Below are 17,179 nucleotides of genomic sequence, written 5' to 3'. Positions count from 1 at the left end.
ATCTCCCAGGGCTTTACAGGAAAAAAACACTCAACCTTCTTCTGGCTCAATGTAGTTGAAATCAATTTTCAACTTCCCCAGCACGGTATCCAACGTGATGACACAGCTGTTCCAAACCGGTAGCCCGGATGTCATGTTTTGCGCTTTATAGAGATTCCTCAGCGCTATCAGGTTTTCATGAATACCAACATCTACCTCTGGGCTGCCGGGGCTGAACCAATCTTTCTCTCCATTCCCATCAATATAGTCAAACAACAACTTACAATGATCATCCTCGGGTGAAAGTTCAGCCTCAACGATAACCACACTCGCTGTATCAGGAGCAGTGTCAATCAGAATTTGGCCGATCTGGCGATAAATTTCGTCTTCACTCATCCTGTTCCCCCCGGAGCATTAACAAATCGTTCGCGGACTTCCCGCCCGTTTCCAATTCGGTAGGTTACAACAAAGCTATCAGGGCGAACACTGCTCCCTGAATACGTCGGCAATATCTTGACGCTCACGTCTTTACCTTCATCAATTGCCTTGGCCCAACTATTTTCCATCTTTTTCCAGACACCTTTGTTCAGGTTGCCGTCCATGGGCACCATATTGATCCTTTCTCCTGGACCATCAAAGATACTGGCAATCAGATGGCCGCCTTCGTCCGCTTCAAGACCGCATTTTCCGGTCTTGCATTGCTGGTATTTATTACGGTCACGGACGATGTCGGCCAAGTCGGCTTCAACGCTTTGCACACGGCCCAAATGATCCGTTTCATAAACCTTGTTGCCGTCGATTTTATAAACCGTATTTGGCTGTGGCTTGTTCAGTTCCTTGTTCCAGGCTCCTTTGCCACCCGAGTCTATTTCAACAACTCGAGGAGGCACGGGCGGCTTCTTCGGGTCGAGCGGGTGGTCCGGCGTTTTGCCGGGGCCACCACCATCCAATAGCGGATGTTCTACCCGAGTAACCCTGACAGGCCTGCTGCCCAGTTTCTCTACATTGGGTGAGCGTATACCTAGGAGAACAGAGGCCATGAGCGAGCCGCCTCCGAGCCGCCAGGCGTCCAGTTCTACACTTTCGCTGAGCGTTTTGCCCTCGATACCTTCCGCAATCTTGCGCCCGACAACGGCTTCCAGATCGCTTTGCAACTGCGCCATCGCTTTACCGAAAGAGGTGTCACCAAGCACTTTCTGGGAGGCATATAGAATCATGCCTTTGGGGCCTTGCGATGCAGCGAGAATTAATTCAACAGCTTCGACTTTATCGGGGTTGGCCTGCAAATACTTGTTGATATCAGAAACTCTATCAAGAGCCAGTTTGGCGTTAGTAATCGCCGGCCCCTTGACAACAATGTTCTTTTCACCAAGTTCCTTTTTGACTTCTGCTACTGTTTTTGCCCCACCCTCTGACTTGTCTTTTGACAATTCATCGAGCGCTTTCATCTGAGCCAGAACCTGGCTCTGGAAGGACTCACTCTCCAGCAATGCCCGAGCATCCTTCCTGCTGTAACCGGCTTCAACCAATGCATTCAGCGCCTGTTCGGCAATGGCTTCTCCCCCGGCTGCGGCAGCGCCGGCACCCACGCCTTCAAATTGCATGCTGTCGATCTGATTTCCAATGATCAGTGCGATTTCGTTGAAGTTGGCCTTAGCGATATCACTGTAGTTCACGACGCCGTTAGCCCAGCGCTGAACCGTTTTGATCGGCTCGGACGCGGACTTCAACGAACTGTCGCTTATATAAAGATCCGTACGGTGCTCTTCGTCACGGGTCACTTCATACGCATGAGCCGGATCACGGTTCAGAGCGGCAGTGGAGTCTTGCCCGGTGGTCTTGTCATTGCGAACGATGATATCGCCAGCCCCCACAGTGGCATGCAACACCTGCTCGCGGTCTTTCTCGTAGTTGTAGCCTGATACGGTCCAGCTACTTTTGCCCTTATCGTCCTTCTTCGTCTCATCTGCGAAGTTGTAGCTGCCGCTGACGTTCAGGTAATAACCGTGCTCCTTGTCCTTACCGACAAGATCGCGGTGACCGAGGGTTTCGGTATCCAGTTTCAGGTTGCCGTTATCAGCAGCGATGACGGCGCCGTCCAGTTGTGTATGGTTTTGGGTGCGAATGTCGACCTTGTCTTTGCCTGTTATCGTGGTCTGGTTCTCGACCCAGTTGGTCTTACCCGTGGTCTGGCCATAGCCTACCGAGCCGCTGACGCCCACAAACGAACCGGTAACGCTGATGTCCAGTTCCTTGCCGCTGACCTTTCCGGTATCAGGCAAAGAAGTCACTGTCAGATTGCGTCCGACATTACCGATCACTTCGTCACCACGTAAATGGGCGCCCGCTACGTTGGTGTCCCGGCCGCTTTCGAATGTCAGTTTATCGCCCGCGTATAGATAGGCTTCCTGCTGCTTGACGCCCTCACGCTCAAGGTTGCCCAGGCCAATATCTGCGCTGCCATATACGCCGAAACCGTTGCGCCCGAACATCAGTCCGCCTTCAGCGCCCCAACTGCGACGACTGCTGTCACTGCTTGAAGCGTTTTGCGCCGCCTGAATATTGATGTCGTTGGTAGCCTTGAGCTTTATGTCCCGATCAGCAGTCACTTGGGTGCCGACAAGATTCAAGTCATTTTTCGCGTCTAAGCTGATACTACCGCCGGCATTAAGTTGCGTCGGGGTAGAGGTGCCTTGGGTCGACTCATCTTTACTACCCGCGTTGCTGACCCCTACACCAATCTTGAAGCCACCGGTGGTCCCCCCTTTCAACCCACCCTTGCTTTGGGTTTGATGCCCATCAGTTCCCTCTGCGCCATGGGCGACGTCAAACGTGATATTACGGCCAGTAACGCCGATGTCTCGACCTGCGTTGAACTGGCTGCCATGCACATTCACATCATTGCCGGCTTCGACGCTGATATCTCCGCCTGCTGTAACGCTTGAAGGTCGATTGGTTACCGATGTCTGGGTACGTGTCTGGCTATTGCTTGACGCGCCAAAGTGCCCATCGGCCTTGGGCCCGCTGAAGAACTGATCTAGCGCATCCACCGACTTCAGGGTGCTAGACCCCTTGCTTACACCATCCTCCCCTTGGCCTGTACCCTTGAGCGTGTCCATCGTGTTGCCGTAGTTATACGAGATGCTGCTGGTCGTGCCGTTGCGTTTCACACTGTCGCGTGTCGTAACTTCGCTGCTTTGATCGACTGCATCAATGTTGATGTCCCGAACTGCCTTGAGCTTGATGTTGTTCTCAGCTTGCAAATCAGAACCCTGCTGATTGATATCGCGGCCGGCGTTGATCTTCAGGTCTTCGCCGGCCTTGATCAGGCTGCCTGCGGCTGTATGCGCATTACTGTCAACGTCGTGTTTGAGGGTTTCACTGCCAACAAAAGTCGTAAATGCGTTGCTATCGATCGTCTGCTTGAGGCCTGTGCTTTTATTGCTTTCCCAGCTTTTGCTGCTCTGCTGGTTAGTGCCAGCGATGACGTTTACGTCGCGTCCGGCATCGAGGAGCACGCTGTTGTTTGCAATGACTCCACTGCCGGCAATATTGATATCACGGGCAGAGCCAAGAATGGCGTCGTGCCCGGCATTGATTTGACTGCCAACGCTGGTAGAGCTGACCACCTCGCGCCCGCCCTTGTGCGCGGCGTTCACCGTAATGTCCGCCCCCAATCCTGGCGTGCCGGCAAACAGCCCTACGGTATCTTTGAACGAAAACCCAAACTTTTTCTTGTACTCCTCGGCACGACTGTATGCCTGATCATCAGCCGCAGCGAGGTTGATATCACCGGTCTTGTCGATCATCCCCGCATGCAGTTCAGCATCATTTCCGGTGTTGATTTCGCTGGCATGCAGGTTTACATCCCGCCCGGCAATAATCACCGCATCCCGTCCAGCGTTCAGCTCACTTGCCACTTGTGTGACGCTGGTCTGAAGCTGACTACTGCCACTTTTCGACAAGCCAAACAGCCCCGTTTTTGTCTTCTTGCTGTAAGCGCCTGTTTCCTCAGTCCCGGAGAGCACGGTAACGTCCTTGCTCGCACCGACCACCAGATCATTGCCGGCCTTGAACTCACTACCAACAATCGTGACGTTGCGACCGCCATTCAGGCTGACTGCACCGTCGTCATCCTTGGTCGTATTGACCGTCAGGTCATGACCCGCCTCGATCACTGAAGCAACGTTATCGCTTTCATAGCTCTCTCGTTCGGTTGTCTTGCTGCGCCCGAACGAACCTTTTTTCTTCATGTAGTAGTAGGAAGAACTCTCATCCTTGGCCGAGGCAACTGTGATGTCTTGAACTGCATCAAGGCTGACATCTTCTGTAGCTTTAATTCGACTGGCGATAATGCCCAGATCGTTACCAGCGTTCAGGGCGATATCGCGACCGGCATTCAGTACCGACGATTGCTGGGTGATGCTGTGGGTTTCATTCGCTCGCTTTTTGCTGCGCGAGACGTAGTCGCTTTCGTTAGCGGCAGAAGTGATGACGATATCGTTGCCAGAGCTGAGTCCAATATCCCGCTTGGCATCCAGCCGACTGGCCACAACCGCCACATCCCGATCGGCACTGATCGACAGATCGCGCCCTGATGTCACTTCAGCCCCATGCTGGGTAATCGTCTGATTGAGATAGCTGCCGCCCCGCGCATTGGTGCTGCGATCCTGCACCGAGGTGATGTTCACATCGCGATCGGCATCGAGCGTCATGTCCCCACCGCTTTTCAGCACACCGCCAATGTTGTTGATGTCTTTGCCGGACTTGATCGTCAGATCATTGGCCGCTTCGATCCGTGCGGCGTTGTCCAGGTAGTCGCGGTGGAACACGTTGCCACCGCGATTGACATCGACACTGGTCACGTCACGCTGGTTGATCACGCTGCCGTTGGTGGCTGTGAGGCTGACGTCCTTGCCGGAAATAATGCCGCCGGATTTGTTGATGATGTCGTTGCCGGCCTTCAGCGTCAGGCGTTCGCCGGCTTCGATCAGTCCGGTGTTGGTGAGGTTGTTACCGGCTTCGGCCGACAGGTTGTTGGAGGCTCGCAGCGTACCGGCGTTATTCAGGTCGCCACCGGCGATCAGGGTCACGTCACCGCCCTGGATCAATGCACCGTTAGGCGCCAGGCGGTTGTTGGCCTGGGCCAGGTACAACACCGGCACCAGCACTTTCTCACCGTTCACTTCGTGCTCTTCGAGCCAGACGATGTCGTGGGTCAGTGCCGCCACTTGTTGCGCGGTCAGGGTGACGCCCACCGACAGGTTGAGCTGATCCTTGCTGGCGATGGCGTTGTTCATCAGGTACTTGAACATGCCTTCGTCGGAGGTCTGGCCGTCGATGAAGCGCTGGCCGGTGCGGGCCACCACGGCCTGCTGCACCATGCGTTGTTCAAACAGTCCGTCGCCCAGGCGCTTGGCGCTGGTGTCGGGGTCGTAGCCGAGCTTGCCCAACAGATAGTCCGAGCTCATGAACTGCTTGAGGTTGGTCAGCGCCGGGTTGGTTTCGATCAGATATTTGTGCGGATTGGAGCGCACGCTGGTATCGGGTAGGGCCTGCACGCGTGGAACGTCGAAAGAAACGTTGCCACGAGCGGGCATCAGCACACCGACCGGCCCGTCACCGGCAGCGGCATTGACGTTGATGACAGCCGTCTTGTCATTGAGATTCAGCGAAGGACGGCTGGCCAATGCCAGCTCACGATTCTTCACCGAGACTGGATCGTTTTTATCGAACTGGAGGTCTGTTGCATGCCTGACCGGCATGCCGCCCGCATGTGTCGAGGGTGCGGCCGTGATGGAGCCGATCGTCCAGTCCTTGCCGGCTACGAGCGTTTGCTCGCTGCCGTCCTTGCGGCTGAGGCGGAACAGACCGTTGTCGCCGGTCGGCAGGGTGAAGCCCGGCAAAGCCAGTGGGTTGACCTGTTGTTGGGCGAGGTCTGGAGGAAGCTGGGCGTTGATACGGATGACTGTCGGGGTGACTTGACCCGCCAGTTGCGTGGAGCCCAGGCGAGACGCTCCGCCGGCAGCGGCGTTACCGTTGCGAACGACGCCGTTGTCCAGTTTGTTGGTCGCGTTGATGTAGACGGTGCCGCCGGCCTGAACGACTGCGTTGGCATTGGCCGTCGGGCTGCTTTCGGTAATCTTCGTGTCGAAGGGGACCGCGTTCTTGATGATGGCCGGGGCTTCAGCGCGCACGCCTGTTCCATAACTTGACGGAGCGTAACTGTATTTCCCGTCGTGCTCGATAGCGATCGAGCCGAACAGAAGGTATCTGATCGCCTCACCACCACTTTGACGCCCTCCTATTCGGGTGAGCGATTCGACGTTATTCATGTCCCAGGTGTGAATATTGGGAACCATCCTGATCTTCCCGTTCACAACACCTGTTTGCCCCGAATCGTAATCCGGATCGTTCGCGGCGTTGTAGTTCAGCACGTCCTGCCAGAAGTTCCACCCTCTGCTGGCCTTGGGTGCATCAATCCAGCGCGTGACGGTGTAATCCCCGACAGTGGCCCCTTGGTTGGTGAAGTTCTGGACGTTGAATGTCATATCCCGGCCGGCGCTGACGACCGACGCGTTATTAATGAATTCGCGACCGTTCCCTGTCAGGTTGCGCCCGGCGGTCAATGTGCCCGATGCCGAATCCTTGACGATGGTGGAATGGTATTTTTCTTCCCAGACCAGGTGGCTGGGCAGGCGACTCTCGAAATTGATGCCACTGAACGAGGTACACGTCGTGCATCGAACACCAATTGTTCCCGAAACGAGTCCTCCACCTGCGGCGACCTCGAACACATCCTTGCGGTTCTCGATGTGATCCGCCGCCAGACTCAGATCACCCACGCTTTCAATGGTCGCTGAAACGTTGTTGATCGACGAACTCCAGCCGTTGCTGTCATCCCGGGCAATGCTGATGTTGCCGATGCCATAGATGTCGGCGTAGCGGTTGGTCAGCGTGCCGACGCGCAAGGCCATGTCGCCGCCACTGAAAATCAGCCCGTTCTGGTTAAGCAGTGAATCGGTGTTGACGCGCAGATAGCCGGCGCTGCCCAGCGTCCCGTTGTTGGTCAGCGCTGCGGCATTGACGGTCAGGCTGTCTGCCGACGTCAGTCGCCCGAGGTTAGTCAGGTTGCCGCGACTGGTGATCGTGGCGGTCGTCGCACCGGTGATGCTGGCCGCGCTGCTCAGTTCGATTCCGGACGCGGTGAGGCCAAGATTGCCTACACTGCTGAGCCGACCGTTGCCGCCATAAGTGCCGCTCAACTGGATATCGAAATTGCCACTGCTGGCAATCAATCCGTCATTGTTCCAATTGCCGCCACGTCCAATCAACTGATTGGAAGCAAGCAACTGGCCGCTCGCAGTCTGCACAAAATTGCCGACATTGACGGTCAACCGCCCAGCCTGAATCACACTGCTGTTGGTCCAGCTGTCCGCGTTCAGCGTCAGGCCGCCGAGGGTCACCAGCGAGCCGCCGGCGTTCATGACGTTGGCGGTCGAGATGCCGAATTCGCCGACGCCGACATGGGTGATCGAGCCGCCGGCATTGAGCAGGCTCGGCGTGGCGAGATTGAAGTCGTTGTTGGCGGTTTCCACCAGACCGTTGCGGTTGTCGAACAGGCTGCCGATCTGGAAATCGGTTTTGCCGCCAGCGCCCAGTGCGCGCAGTTTGCCGCCCTGGTTGTCGAGGTTGGCGGCGCGAATCGTCAGTGTGCCAGCGCTTTCGATCAGGCCGCTGCGGTTGCTGAGGTTGCCGTTGACGCCCAGGTCGATGCCATTGCCGCTGATCTGGCCGGCGTTGTTGCTCATCGAGCCGGCGGTGGCTTTCACCTTGCCCCGGGCGTAGATCCCGCCGCCGCTGTTGTCGAGCGTGCCGACACCGGCATCGAGCAGGATGTCACCGCTGTTGGCGGCGATACGCCCGCCGTCGCTGTAGATACCACCGAGTGCGCGCAGATCGAGGCGGCTGCCTTCGATCTTGCCGCCCTGGCCGTTGCGCAACACGTCAGTCAGGCGGGTCTGCAGCAAACCCTTGAGGCTCGACAGCACACCGCCACGGCTGTCGAGGCTGGCGGCGGTGAGGGTCAGGTCGCCGTTCTGGGCGATGATCTTGCCGCCCTGGTTGTCGATGGCGCCGCTGCCCGCATTCACGGTCAGTGCAGTCATGCTTTGCACAGCGCCCTTGGCGTTGTTCAGCGCCGCAGCGGTGAGGTGCACCCCGGCATCGCGGCTGGAGATCAGGCCATCGGTGTCGTTGTGCAGAGTGCCGCCAGCGGTGAGATCCAGTTGGCTGTTGGCCGACACGGTGCCGCTTTGGCTGTTGTTCAGATCACCGCTGGTGAGCAGGCTCAGCAAGGCCTGGCTGATCAATTGTCCGCCGCGGTTGTCGACACTGGCGGAACGCTTGAGCAGCAGTGGGCCGCTGCTGCCCAGCGCACCATTGACGTTGGTCAGGACACCGAGCAGGTCGAGGCTGACGCTGTCATCGCCAACGAGGCTGCCATTGCTGTTGTTCAGGTGCGTGCCGGTGAAGGTCAGGGCTTTTTTCGCAGTGATTCTGCCGCCGCTGTTGTCCAGCGATGTGGCGCGGACATCCAGCGTGTCACCGCTCTCGATCAAGCCGCCGGAAGTATTACTGAGCGTGCCACCGGTCAGCGTCAGCGTCTGCTTGCCGCCACTGCTGAGAGTGCCGTTGCTGTTATCGAGGCTCGCGGCCTTGATGCTCACCTCGCCCTTCGCGCCCACGCCACCGTTGCTGTGGTTGGTCAGCGCGCCACTGAGGTCGATGCTGGTGTTGCCGAGCAGACTGGAAATACTGCCTTGCTGACTGTTGTCGAGGGTGCCGCCGGTGACGCTCACGCCGTTCCAGCCGGAGACCAGCCCCCCCTGGTTGTTCAGTTCGGCAGCGGTCAGAGTCAGTTGATCGTTGCTGATCAAGTTGCCGCCACGGTTGTCCAGGCTGATGCCTTTGAGGCTGAAGCTGTTGACGCTGGAAATCTCGCCCTGCTGGTTATTCAGGTTGCGCAGCGTATCGATGCTCAACACGCCTTTGCTGTTGATCACGCCGTTCTGGTTATTGAGGTCACGCAGGTGGGCGATGCTCAGCAAACCCTTGCTGCTGATCAGGCCGTCCTGGTTATTCAGATCCTGTGCGGTGGCGCCCAGATCGATCGCCACGCCCGCAACACCCACCAGCGTGCCGCCCTGATTATTCAGGCCGGTGCCGTTGAGGGTCAGTTGTTGCGCGGCCTTGATGCTGCCCTTGTTCTGGTTGTTCAGCAGGCCATCGACCTTGACGTCGATATCGCTGTCACTGAGCAAAACACCTTCGCCGCTGTTATCCAGACTCGCCGCGCGAACCTGCAGCGCCGCCGCGGCGATCTTGCCTTTGATCGAGGTCAGCGCGTTGTCGATCTGCAGGGTGAGTTTCTGATTGCTCAGCAGTTGGCCGCCGCTGTTATCCAATGACTTGGCGAGCAGTTCGAAAGCCTGCTCGCTGGAAATCTCGCCGCCACGGTTGTTTACGTCAGCCAGATTCTTCAACAACAACTGACCCGGTGCACTGATGACGCCGCCCTGGTTGTTCAACGCGCCGCCGTTCAGATCGACGCTGACATCAGCATTGCTGCTGAACAGCCTGCCGCCCTGCTGATCGAGACCACGAACATTGGCCACCAGCGAATTGGCCGCGCCGAGACTGCCGGCGGTGTTGGTCACCTGGCCGGCCGTGATGTGCAGTTGATCGGCGGAGTAAATGCTGGCCTGGCTGTTGTTGAGGTCGCCGGTGGTGATGCTCAGTTTGCCTTTGCCACTGATCGCGCCTTTTTGCTGATTATCCAGCGCGCTGCTGTTGAGCGTCAGGTCGGTGTCGGTCAGCAGTTTGCCGCCCTGGTTACTGACGGCGCCACGGGTGTCGATGGTCAGCGCTTTGGCGCTGGAGACCGTGCCGGCGTTGTTGTTGAGACTGTCGGCGTTGATCGCCAGAGCCCCTTCGCTGACGACACTGCCTTGCGCATTGTTCAGACCCGCAGAGAGGTTGATCGCAAGATCTTTCTGGCTGGTCAGACGTCCGCTGTTTTCCAGTGTCTTGCCGGTCAGCGTCAGCCCGCTGTCACCGGACAGGAGGCCTTTATTGCGGTTGATGACGTCATTAACCGTCAGCGCCAGATTGCCGCCGGCGAGCATGTAACCGCTGTCGCTGTTGTCGAGCCAGGCGCCGATCAGGCTCACGTCGGCCTTACTCGACAACTCGCCACTGCGGTTGTCGGCGCGAGCGACGTTGAGGTTCAGCGCTTTTGTTGAACCGATCAGGCCTTCCTGACGGTTATCCAGACTGGCGGCGGTGATCGTCATGCCCTCGTCGGCGATGACCACACCGTTCTGGTTATCGAACATTCCGGTGACGCTGAAATCGACATCACCGCGCACACGGATGTCACCGCTGGTGTTGTTCAAACTGTCGCTGCGACTGTCGAGACTGGCGGAGGCAATCAGACCTTTAACGTTGCTCAGGGCGCGCTCGATAGTGAGGCTGAGCTTTTCATTGCTGAGCAATTTGCCGCCATCGTTGTTGAGGCTTTGTGCGTTGACTGCCCAGGCCTTGGCGGCGGAGATTTCGCCGGCGCTGTTGTTGACGTCCTTGAGGTTTTTCAGCAGCAACTGGCCCGGCGTATGGATATTGCCGCGCTGGTTATTGAGCAGACCGTTGTTCATGTCCAGGGTCAGGTCGCTGTTGCTGAACAGCTCGCCGCCGTCCTGTTCCAGCGAGGTCAGTGAAGCCTGAAGTTTCTGCTGGCTACCGATGGTGCCCCCGGAGTTGTCCAGGTGCCCGGCGGTCAACAACAGCGTGCCATCGGTGGCGATACTGCCGCTCTGACGGTTTTTCAACTCGCCGGTGGTCAGGGTCGAATCGGCCTTGGCGCTGATGATGCCGTTGGCGCTGTTATCCAGGCTGCCACTTTTGAAGGTCAGGCCTTTCTGCGAGACGATCAGGCCGCCCTGGCTCAGTACCGCGCCGGTAGCGGTCAGCGCCATAGCTTCAAGGCTCGACAGTTTGCCCAAGCGATTGTCGAGGCTGTCGGCGCTGAGGATCATTTGCCCTTCACTGCTGATCAGGCCTTGCTGGTTATCCATCGCGCCGTCGAAGGTCAGCCCCAGACTGTTCTGACTGACGATCCGCCCTGCGACGTTACCCAACCCGGTGCCGCTCAGCGTGCTCGCGCCCTTGCTGAAAATCAGGCCGTTGCTGGCGTTGATGATCTGCGCGACTTTCGCCTCCAGCGTGGTGTCGGACAACACCTTGCCGCCCTCGCTGTTGTCCAGGCGCGACCCGTTGATGTGCAGGTCTTGCTGGCTGGAGAGCGAGCCGCCGCGGTTGTCGATCTGGTCGACATTGACCGTCAGGGTCTTGAGCGACCCGACAAGACCGTCCTGATGGTTCTGCAGCGCCTTGCCGGTCAGCAACAGGTTGCCTTCGGCAACCAGTTCACCGCCCTGCTGGTTCAGGCTGTCGATGTTGGCGTCGACATCGCCCTTGCCGGAAATCCGTCCGCCATCGTTGATGACATTGTTGGCCTTGAGCCTCAGCAAACCGGTCGAGGTGAGCAGACCGCCGTTGCGGTTGTCCAGCGTGTTGCCCTCGAACGTCAGCGTTGTCTTGCTTTCAACGCGGCCCTTGTCGCCGTTATCCAGTTCACTGATCAGCAGTTTCGCCGCCTGATCAGCGCGAATCGTGCCACTGCGGTTGTCCGTATTGGCGCTGGTAACCGTCAGGGTGTTGAGGCTGGAAATTTTGCCGGCGCGGTTATCCAGGCGCGTGGCCTGCACGTCCATCGCTGCGTTGGCCTGGATCAGGCCTTTGTTCTGGTTGTCCAGGCGATCGCTGATGCGCGTGGTCAGCGTGCCTTCACTGGTCAACTGGCCTTGCTGGCTATTGTCGAATTGCTGTGCGCGCAGGGTCAGCGCTTGTCTGGCGCCGATCCGGCCGCCGTTGCTGTTGTTGATCGCGCCGAGGGCGGTGATGTCGAGCAACTGCCCGGCGGTCATCACGCCGGCGACGTTATCCAGCGAAGTGACCGTCAGTACCGCGTCGGTCTGGGCGCTGAGTTCGCCATTGCGGTTGATCAATTGACCGATGTTGCCGGTCAGTCTGGTCTGGCTGTTGATCACGCCTTTGTTGTTCAGCACTTGAGCGGCATTCAGGTTCATCGTGCCGCCGCTCAGTACGCGCCCGCTATTGCGGTTGTCCAGGGTGCCCGCCGTGATCGCCGTGGTTTGTCCGCTGAGGGTGCCGCCCTGGTTGCTCAGGGTTTGCGCAGTGCTGACTGTCAGATTGCGGCTGGCGATGAGGCTTTTGCCAGTGTTGTCGAGGTTTTGCGCACTCAGGCTCAGATCACCGTTGGCGTTACGGCTGCCGTCGGCGTTGACCCCGGCCTCGATGACTCCGGCGTTGGTCAGCTGACCGCCGGCACTGAGGTTGATACTGTCGCGGGCAGCCAGGGTCTGGCGGTTGGTCAGATTGCCTTGGGTCTGCACGTTCAATGTCGTGCCGGCATACACCGGCCCGCGCGCATCGAGACTGGCCGCCTTGACGTTGACCGCACCGGTCGCCGAGGTATCAACCAGGCTCAATTGACCATTGGCATCAAGCTGAATATCGCCACCGCTGGCGATCAGTTTACCGTCGAGCTTCACGCCGACCCCGGCCTCGGTGCCCACCAGTTTGATCGCCCCGGCATACATCCCGCCCAGCGCCGAGGAGTCAATCGCCAGTTGCGGTTTGGTGCTGCCGTCATCGGCACGGGCCGTGGCGTTCAAGGTCTGTGCGTTGACGTCGTTGCGCCCGGCAACGATGGTCAGATTCTGCGCCTGGAGTTCAGCGTTGATCTTCGCGCTGCGGGTGATGATTTCGAAGCGGTCGACGTTGTTGGCGTTGAGGCCTGCGCCTTCGATGGCGACGCTGCCCTGATCAACCTGAAAACGATCCAGCCGGCCCGCGCCATCCAGCACCGGCTTACCGGTAGTCAGCGTCACGCGCGGTGCGTTGATGAAGCCGCAGCCATTACAGGTAATGCCATACGGGTTGGCGACGATCACTCGCGCTGACTGCCCTGCCACTTCGGTGTAACCGCGCAACTGGCTCGGGTTGCCGCTGATGACTTCGTTGAGAATAGCTTGCGCCGAACCGCTGTTTTTCAGGTTCGGGTTGCCAATGATGTGCCCGGCCAACTGGGTGTTCGAGGTCTGCGCCGAGCCGTTGTTGAGGATGACACCCTGCGCGCCGACGTTGTAATCGTGGAACTGGTTATGCGACAGCCCGCTGCCGTTGGGCGTGGCGATGTTGATGATCGGCACGCCGTTACCGGCGCGATCAAGGGTGGTGCCAGGGTTGGCCACCACAATGCCGTCGGCCTGCGCCCACATCGGTTGCCAGAACATCACGTTCGCCAGCAGGAACGCCAGCCCGCGCTTGGGCATGCTCAGAAACGACTCACGGGTTTTCACGTCAGCAGAAGGCTGACCAGCGAGGAAGGCGTATTGGCGAACGTCCATGTTTGAGCTCTCGTTGCGACAGGCGAGTGAGGTCTGGGTAATCAACAGGCAAAGCGATCCCTGCCTGGCCAAAACACGGGGCCAAGTGAGAGAACAAGCAAAAGGGGGATAAATGCGCGCCTCGGTCAGAACGTCCAAAGCGTGGCAAAAACGATCGCAGAACCGCTGGCGAATAGTTTGTTCGATCCCTCGAAATCACAATTTGATATCAATGTGATGGCGCGATGGTAGATTGCCATCATTCTGGCGTCAATAAGTCGTACAGCGTCTTTTACAACAACCGCTCTAACCCGTGACTTTTCCTCAAGAGGTCTGCTTTTCAGGGGAAGATCGCGACCGTTCGGTCACTCTAAATGGACTGGTAAAAACACTGGAACTGAACTTTTCACCGCCCGAAACCCTCCACCGATCAACCCGCCCTACCCGGAACGGAGGCCTGCCCCCATGAAAACCCTGCTCAAGCTCACCCTCGCCGCCACTCTCGCCTGCGCCCTGCCGGTCTGGGCCTGCACACCAGAAGAGGCCACCGCTAAACGCGAACAACTGGCCAAGGAAGTGGCCAAGCTCACCGAACAGAATCCGGCCAAGGCCAAGGAGATCAACGCCGAGCTGCAGAAAATGGATCTGGGCACGGCAAGCGCCGATCTGCCGGACAAGTGCCAGTTGATTGATCAGCGCTTGAAGGAACTGGACTCGGCTGAGAAAAAAGCCGACAGCTAAAAGCAAGATCAAAAGATCGCAGCCTGCGGCAGCTCCTACACCAGACCCTGTAGGAGCTGCCGAAGGCTGCGATCTTTTGATCTTAAAATGCATTTGTGCATTTATTTTCTTGCATAAACGCATATCCAGACTAAGGTTACATCGAGCAAGGAGATCGGCACCGTTCATCGCAGATGAAAACCGTTACCCACCGATCGCTCGGCAATACCGCAACACAACCACAAGCTGGACGCTTGTTTTCATTCATGGAGGACTGAAAATGTTAACCACTCAAGCAACATCGTTCACCGGCGAGAGCCTGCCAAGATGCCTTGTTGGCCACCTGATCGACCCGCAACTGGTCGGGGTTGAAGCCACTGCGCAAACGGCGGCACTGGCCGCTGCCAACCTTAACTTCACGATGCAGAAACAGACTCAGACCAACTGGTGCTGGGCCGCTGTTTCCGCTTCGGTCGGCAATTATTACGGCACTGGAAACTGGACCCAGTGCGGCGTCGCCAGCACCCAACTGGACCGCAATTGCTGCAGCCAGCCGGGGCCGTGCAACGTCTACGGCTATCTGGATTCGGCCCTGCAAACCACCCGCAGCTATAACGGGATGAATCAGGGTTCGCTGCAGATGTCGGCCATTCAGAACCAGATCAACATGGGCCGCCCGGTCGGCCTGCGTTGTGCCTGGTATGGTGGCGGTGCGCACTTCCTGGCGATCTACGGCACCAACGGCAACTACGTGCTGATCGCCGACTCGATCTACGGTTACTCGACTCGCGCGCTGAACTCATTCCCCGGTTCGTACAACGGCGGCGGCAACTGGACTCACACTTACTTCACCGCGAAAAACTAGGAGGGCGACATCATGCAACTGACTTATCCAAAGGCGCCTTCCAACGGCGTACAGACTCTGCGTCCGGTGCTGCAAGCCGCGCTGCAAAACCAGGGCTTCGGCATCAACCGCCAGTTCGCCAACGCGGCACCGGCCAAAGTCAGCCTCAGCGAAGCCTACCGCGGCTACTCGCTGACACTCGACGATCTGAGCCAGGGCAAGGGTCTGAAAGACGCACGCATCGGCGACTGGCATTACCTGGTATTTGCCGACGGCGTGAGCATTGCCGATGCGCAACTGGCCGAGGTGCGTGGCCATGTCGAGTTCGCTTCGCTGAACCACGGCACCCGGGCCGCCGACACCGTGGGCGCGTTGAAACTGGCGGAACAGGCGCCGCAATTGCAGGGCAAAAGCGTTGAATTGCGCGTGCTGTTTGTCTCGGCACTGCACGTCGTGGCGATCTGGCTGCACGCTGACGGTGAAGATGTACTGATCCCGATCGAGCCGACGCCGAAAGAGCTCGGGAACTTGCGGCTGTACAGCGAAGCTGCGTTGCTCGCGCAGCTCAAACCGGCGGCAGATCGCGCCAAACAGCGCTTTGACGCAGACACCAGCGGACAGTTGGGGAACTGACAAACCCTGCGCATAAAAAAACCCGGACACTGTCCGGGTTTTTTATTGGCCATTTGTGGCGATTTATTCAGCCGCAGGCTCAGCCGGCTTGCGACGCTTGAGCGGGGCCATGCCGTCGCTGCTCACCAGCGAATCCGGCTTCGGACGGTTGGCGCTCTTGCGCTTGGTCGGGGTCTTGGCGGCGGTTTTCTTCTTGTCGCCCTTGGCGTCGGTCTTTTTCTTCTTCACGCCGACGGCTTTGCCCGAGGCCTTGACCTTTTTCGGCCCGCCGTAGGTGCCTTTGACTTCCTTGATGGTGCGGCGCTCGAAGCTCTGCTTGAGGTAGCGCTCGATGCTCGACATCAGGTTCCAGTCGCCGTGGCAGATCAGCGAGATCGCCAGACCGTCGTTGCCGGCGCGGCCGGTACGACCGATGCGGTGCACGTATTCGTCGCCGCTGCGTGGCATGTCGAAGTTGATCACCAGATCCAGGCCATCAACGTCCAGACCACGGGCCGCGACGTCGGTAGCGACCAGAATCTTCACGCCGCCCTGCTTCAGACGATCGATCGCCAGTTTGCGATCCTTCTGGTCTTTCTCGCCGTGCAGCACGAACGCCTTGTATTCCTGAGCCACGAGGCGGCCGTAGATGCGGTCGGCCATGGCACGGGTGTTGGTGAAGACGATGGCCTTCTGGTAGGTCTCGTTGGCCAGCAGCCAGTTCACAATCTGCTCTTTGTGCTGATTGTGGTCGGCGGTGATGATTTGCTGGCGGGTGGTCGAGTTGAGCTGGCTGACCGCGTTGAGCTGCAGGTGCTCTGGGTTGTTCAGCACCTTGGCGATCATCTCGCGCAGGCCGGAACCGCCGGTGGTGGCGGAGAACAGCATGGTCTGCTGACGGTTCGGGCATTCGTCGACCAGACGTTGCACGTCTTCGGCGAAACCCATATCGAGCATGCGGTCGGCTTCGTCGAGCACCAGCACTTCAACTTCTTTGAGGTCGAGGTTGCCGGCGTTGAGTTGCTCGATCATCCGGCCCGGCGTACCGATCAGGATGTCCGGCACCTTGCGCAGCATCGCGGCCTGCACCTTGAAGTCTTCACCGCCGGTGATCAGGCCGGACTTGATGAAGGTGAACTGCGAAAAGCGCTCGACTTCCTTCAGGGTCTGCTGGGCCAGTTCGCGGGTCGGCAGCAGGATCAGGGTCTTGATGCTGACGCGGATCTTCGCCGGGCCGATCAGGCGATTGAGGATCGGCAGGACAAAAGCGGCGGTCTTGCCGCTACCGGTTTGCGCCGTCACCCGCAGGTCACGCCCCTGGAGCGCCAGCGGAATGGCCGCTGCTTGCACAGGCGTTGGCTCGACAAATTTCAGCTCGGCCACGGCTTTGAGCAGGCGTTCGTGCAGGGCGAATTGGGAAAACACGGGTGCTACCTCGAAGATATGCAAAAAAACAGCTGCATAGGTTACCGGTTTCGAGCGCTCAGGCCGA

General features: G+C 58.5%; 6 protein-coding genes. 3 read left to right on the top strand and 3 right to left on the bottom strand.

Annotation, left to right across the window (positions count from 1 at the left end):
* Positions 1-30: 30 nt before the first annotated feature.
* Positions 31-375, bottom strand: coding sequence for a hypothetical protein (locus ACM6I7_RS24270; protein ID WP_097090500.1), 345 nt, complete (start codon positions 373-375; stop codon positions 31-33).
* A complete protein-coding gene (locus ACM6I7_RS24265; protein WP_414889415.1) occupies positions 372-13,532 on the bottom strand; it encodes a hemagglutinin repeat-containing protein in 13,161 nt (4,386 codons plus the stop codon). The genes ACM6I7_RS24270 and ACM6I7_RS24265 overlap by 4 nt, the downstream gene beginning before the upstream one ends.
* 444 nt (positions 13,533-13,976) lie before the next feature.
* On the opposite strand from ACM6I7_RS24265, the gene ACM6I7_RS24260 reads away from it, so the two are divergent.
* The 3 genes from ACM6I7_RS24260 (at position 13,977) to ACM6I7_RS24250 (ending at position 15,708) form a co-directional block, all read left to right on the top strand.
* On the top strand, positions 13,977-14,252 hold the full coding sequence (locus ACM6I7_RS24260) for a hypothetical protein (RefSeq protein ID WP_097086740.1): 276 nt from the start codon (positions 13,977-13,979) through the stop codon (positions 14,250-14,252).
* Positions 14,253-14,511: 259 nt separating this feature from the next.
* On the top strand, positions 14,512-15,096 hold the full coding sequence (locus tag ACM6I7_RS24255; protein ID WP_414889414.1) for a papain-like cysteine protease family protein: 585 nt from the start codon (positions 14,512-14,514) through the stop codon (positions 15,094-15,096).
* Positions 15,097-15,108: 12 nt separating this feature from the next.
* Positions 15,109-15,708 carry a hypothetical protein gene (locus ACM6I7_RS24250; RefSeq protein WP_414889413.1) on the top strand — a complete coding sequence of 200 codons (600 nt, stop codon included), beginning with the start codon at positions 15,109-15,111 and terminating at the stop codon, positions 15,706-15,708.
* Positions 15,709-15,771: 63 nt separating this feature from the next.
* Here ACM6I7_RS24250 and ACM6I7_RS24245 read toward each other — a convergent pair whose 3' ends face one another.
* Entirely contained in the window at positions 15,772-17,112 is a 1,341-nt protein-coding gene (locus ACM6I7_RS24245; RefSeq protein WP_041070247.1) for a DEAD/DEAH box helicase, read from the bottom strand.
* Between the last annotated feature and the right edge of the window lie 67 nt (positions 17,113-17,179).

It is taken from the genome of Pseudomonas sp. IT-93MI4 (genome assembly GCF_949767635.1).
Taxonomy (GTDB): domain Bacteria; phylum Pseudomonadota; class Gammaproteobacteria; order Pseudomonadales; family Pseudomonadaceae; genus Aquipseudomonas; species Aquipseudomonas putida_A.
This window is presented reverse-complemented; position numbering and strand designations above follow the sequence as displayed.

Excerpts from the sequence above, each read along its gene's own strand:
- ACM6I7_RS24260 (WP_097086740.1), top strand. The coding sequence starts at position 13,977 with ATGAAAACCCTGCTCAAGCTCACCCTCGCCGCCACTCTCGCCTGCGCC.
- ACM6I7_RS24270 (WP_097090500.1), bottom strand. The coding sequence starts at position 375 with ATGAGTGAAGACGAAATTTATCGCCAGATCGGCCAAATTCTGATTGAC.
- ACM6I7_RS24255 (WP_414889414.1), top strand. The coding sequence starts at position 14,512 with ATGTTAACCACTCAAGCAACATCGTTCACCGGCGAGAGCCTGCCAAGA.
- ACM6I7_RS24265 (WP_414889415.1), bottom strand. The coding sequence starts at position 13,532 with ATGGACGTTCGCCAATACGCCTTCCTCGCTGGTCAGCCTTCTGCTGAC.
- ACM6I7_RS24250 (WP_414889413.1), top strand. The coding sequence starts at position 15,109 with ATGCAACTGACTTATCCAAAGGCGCCTTCCAACGGCGTACAGACTCTG.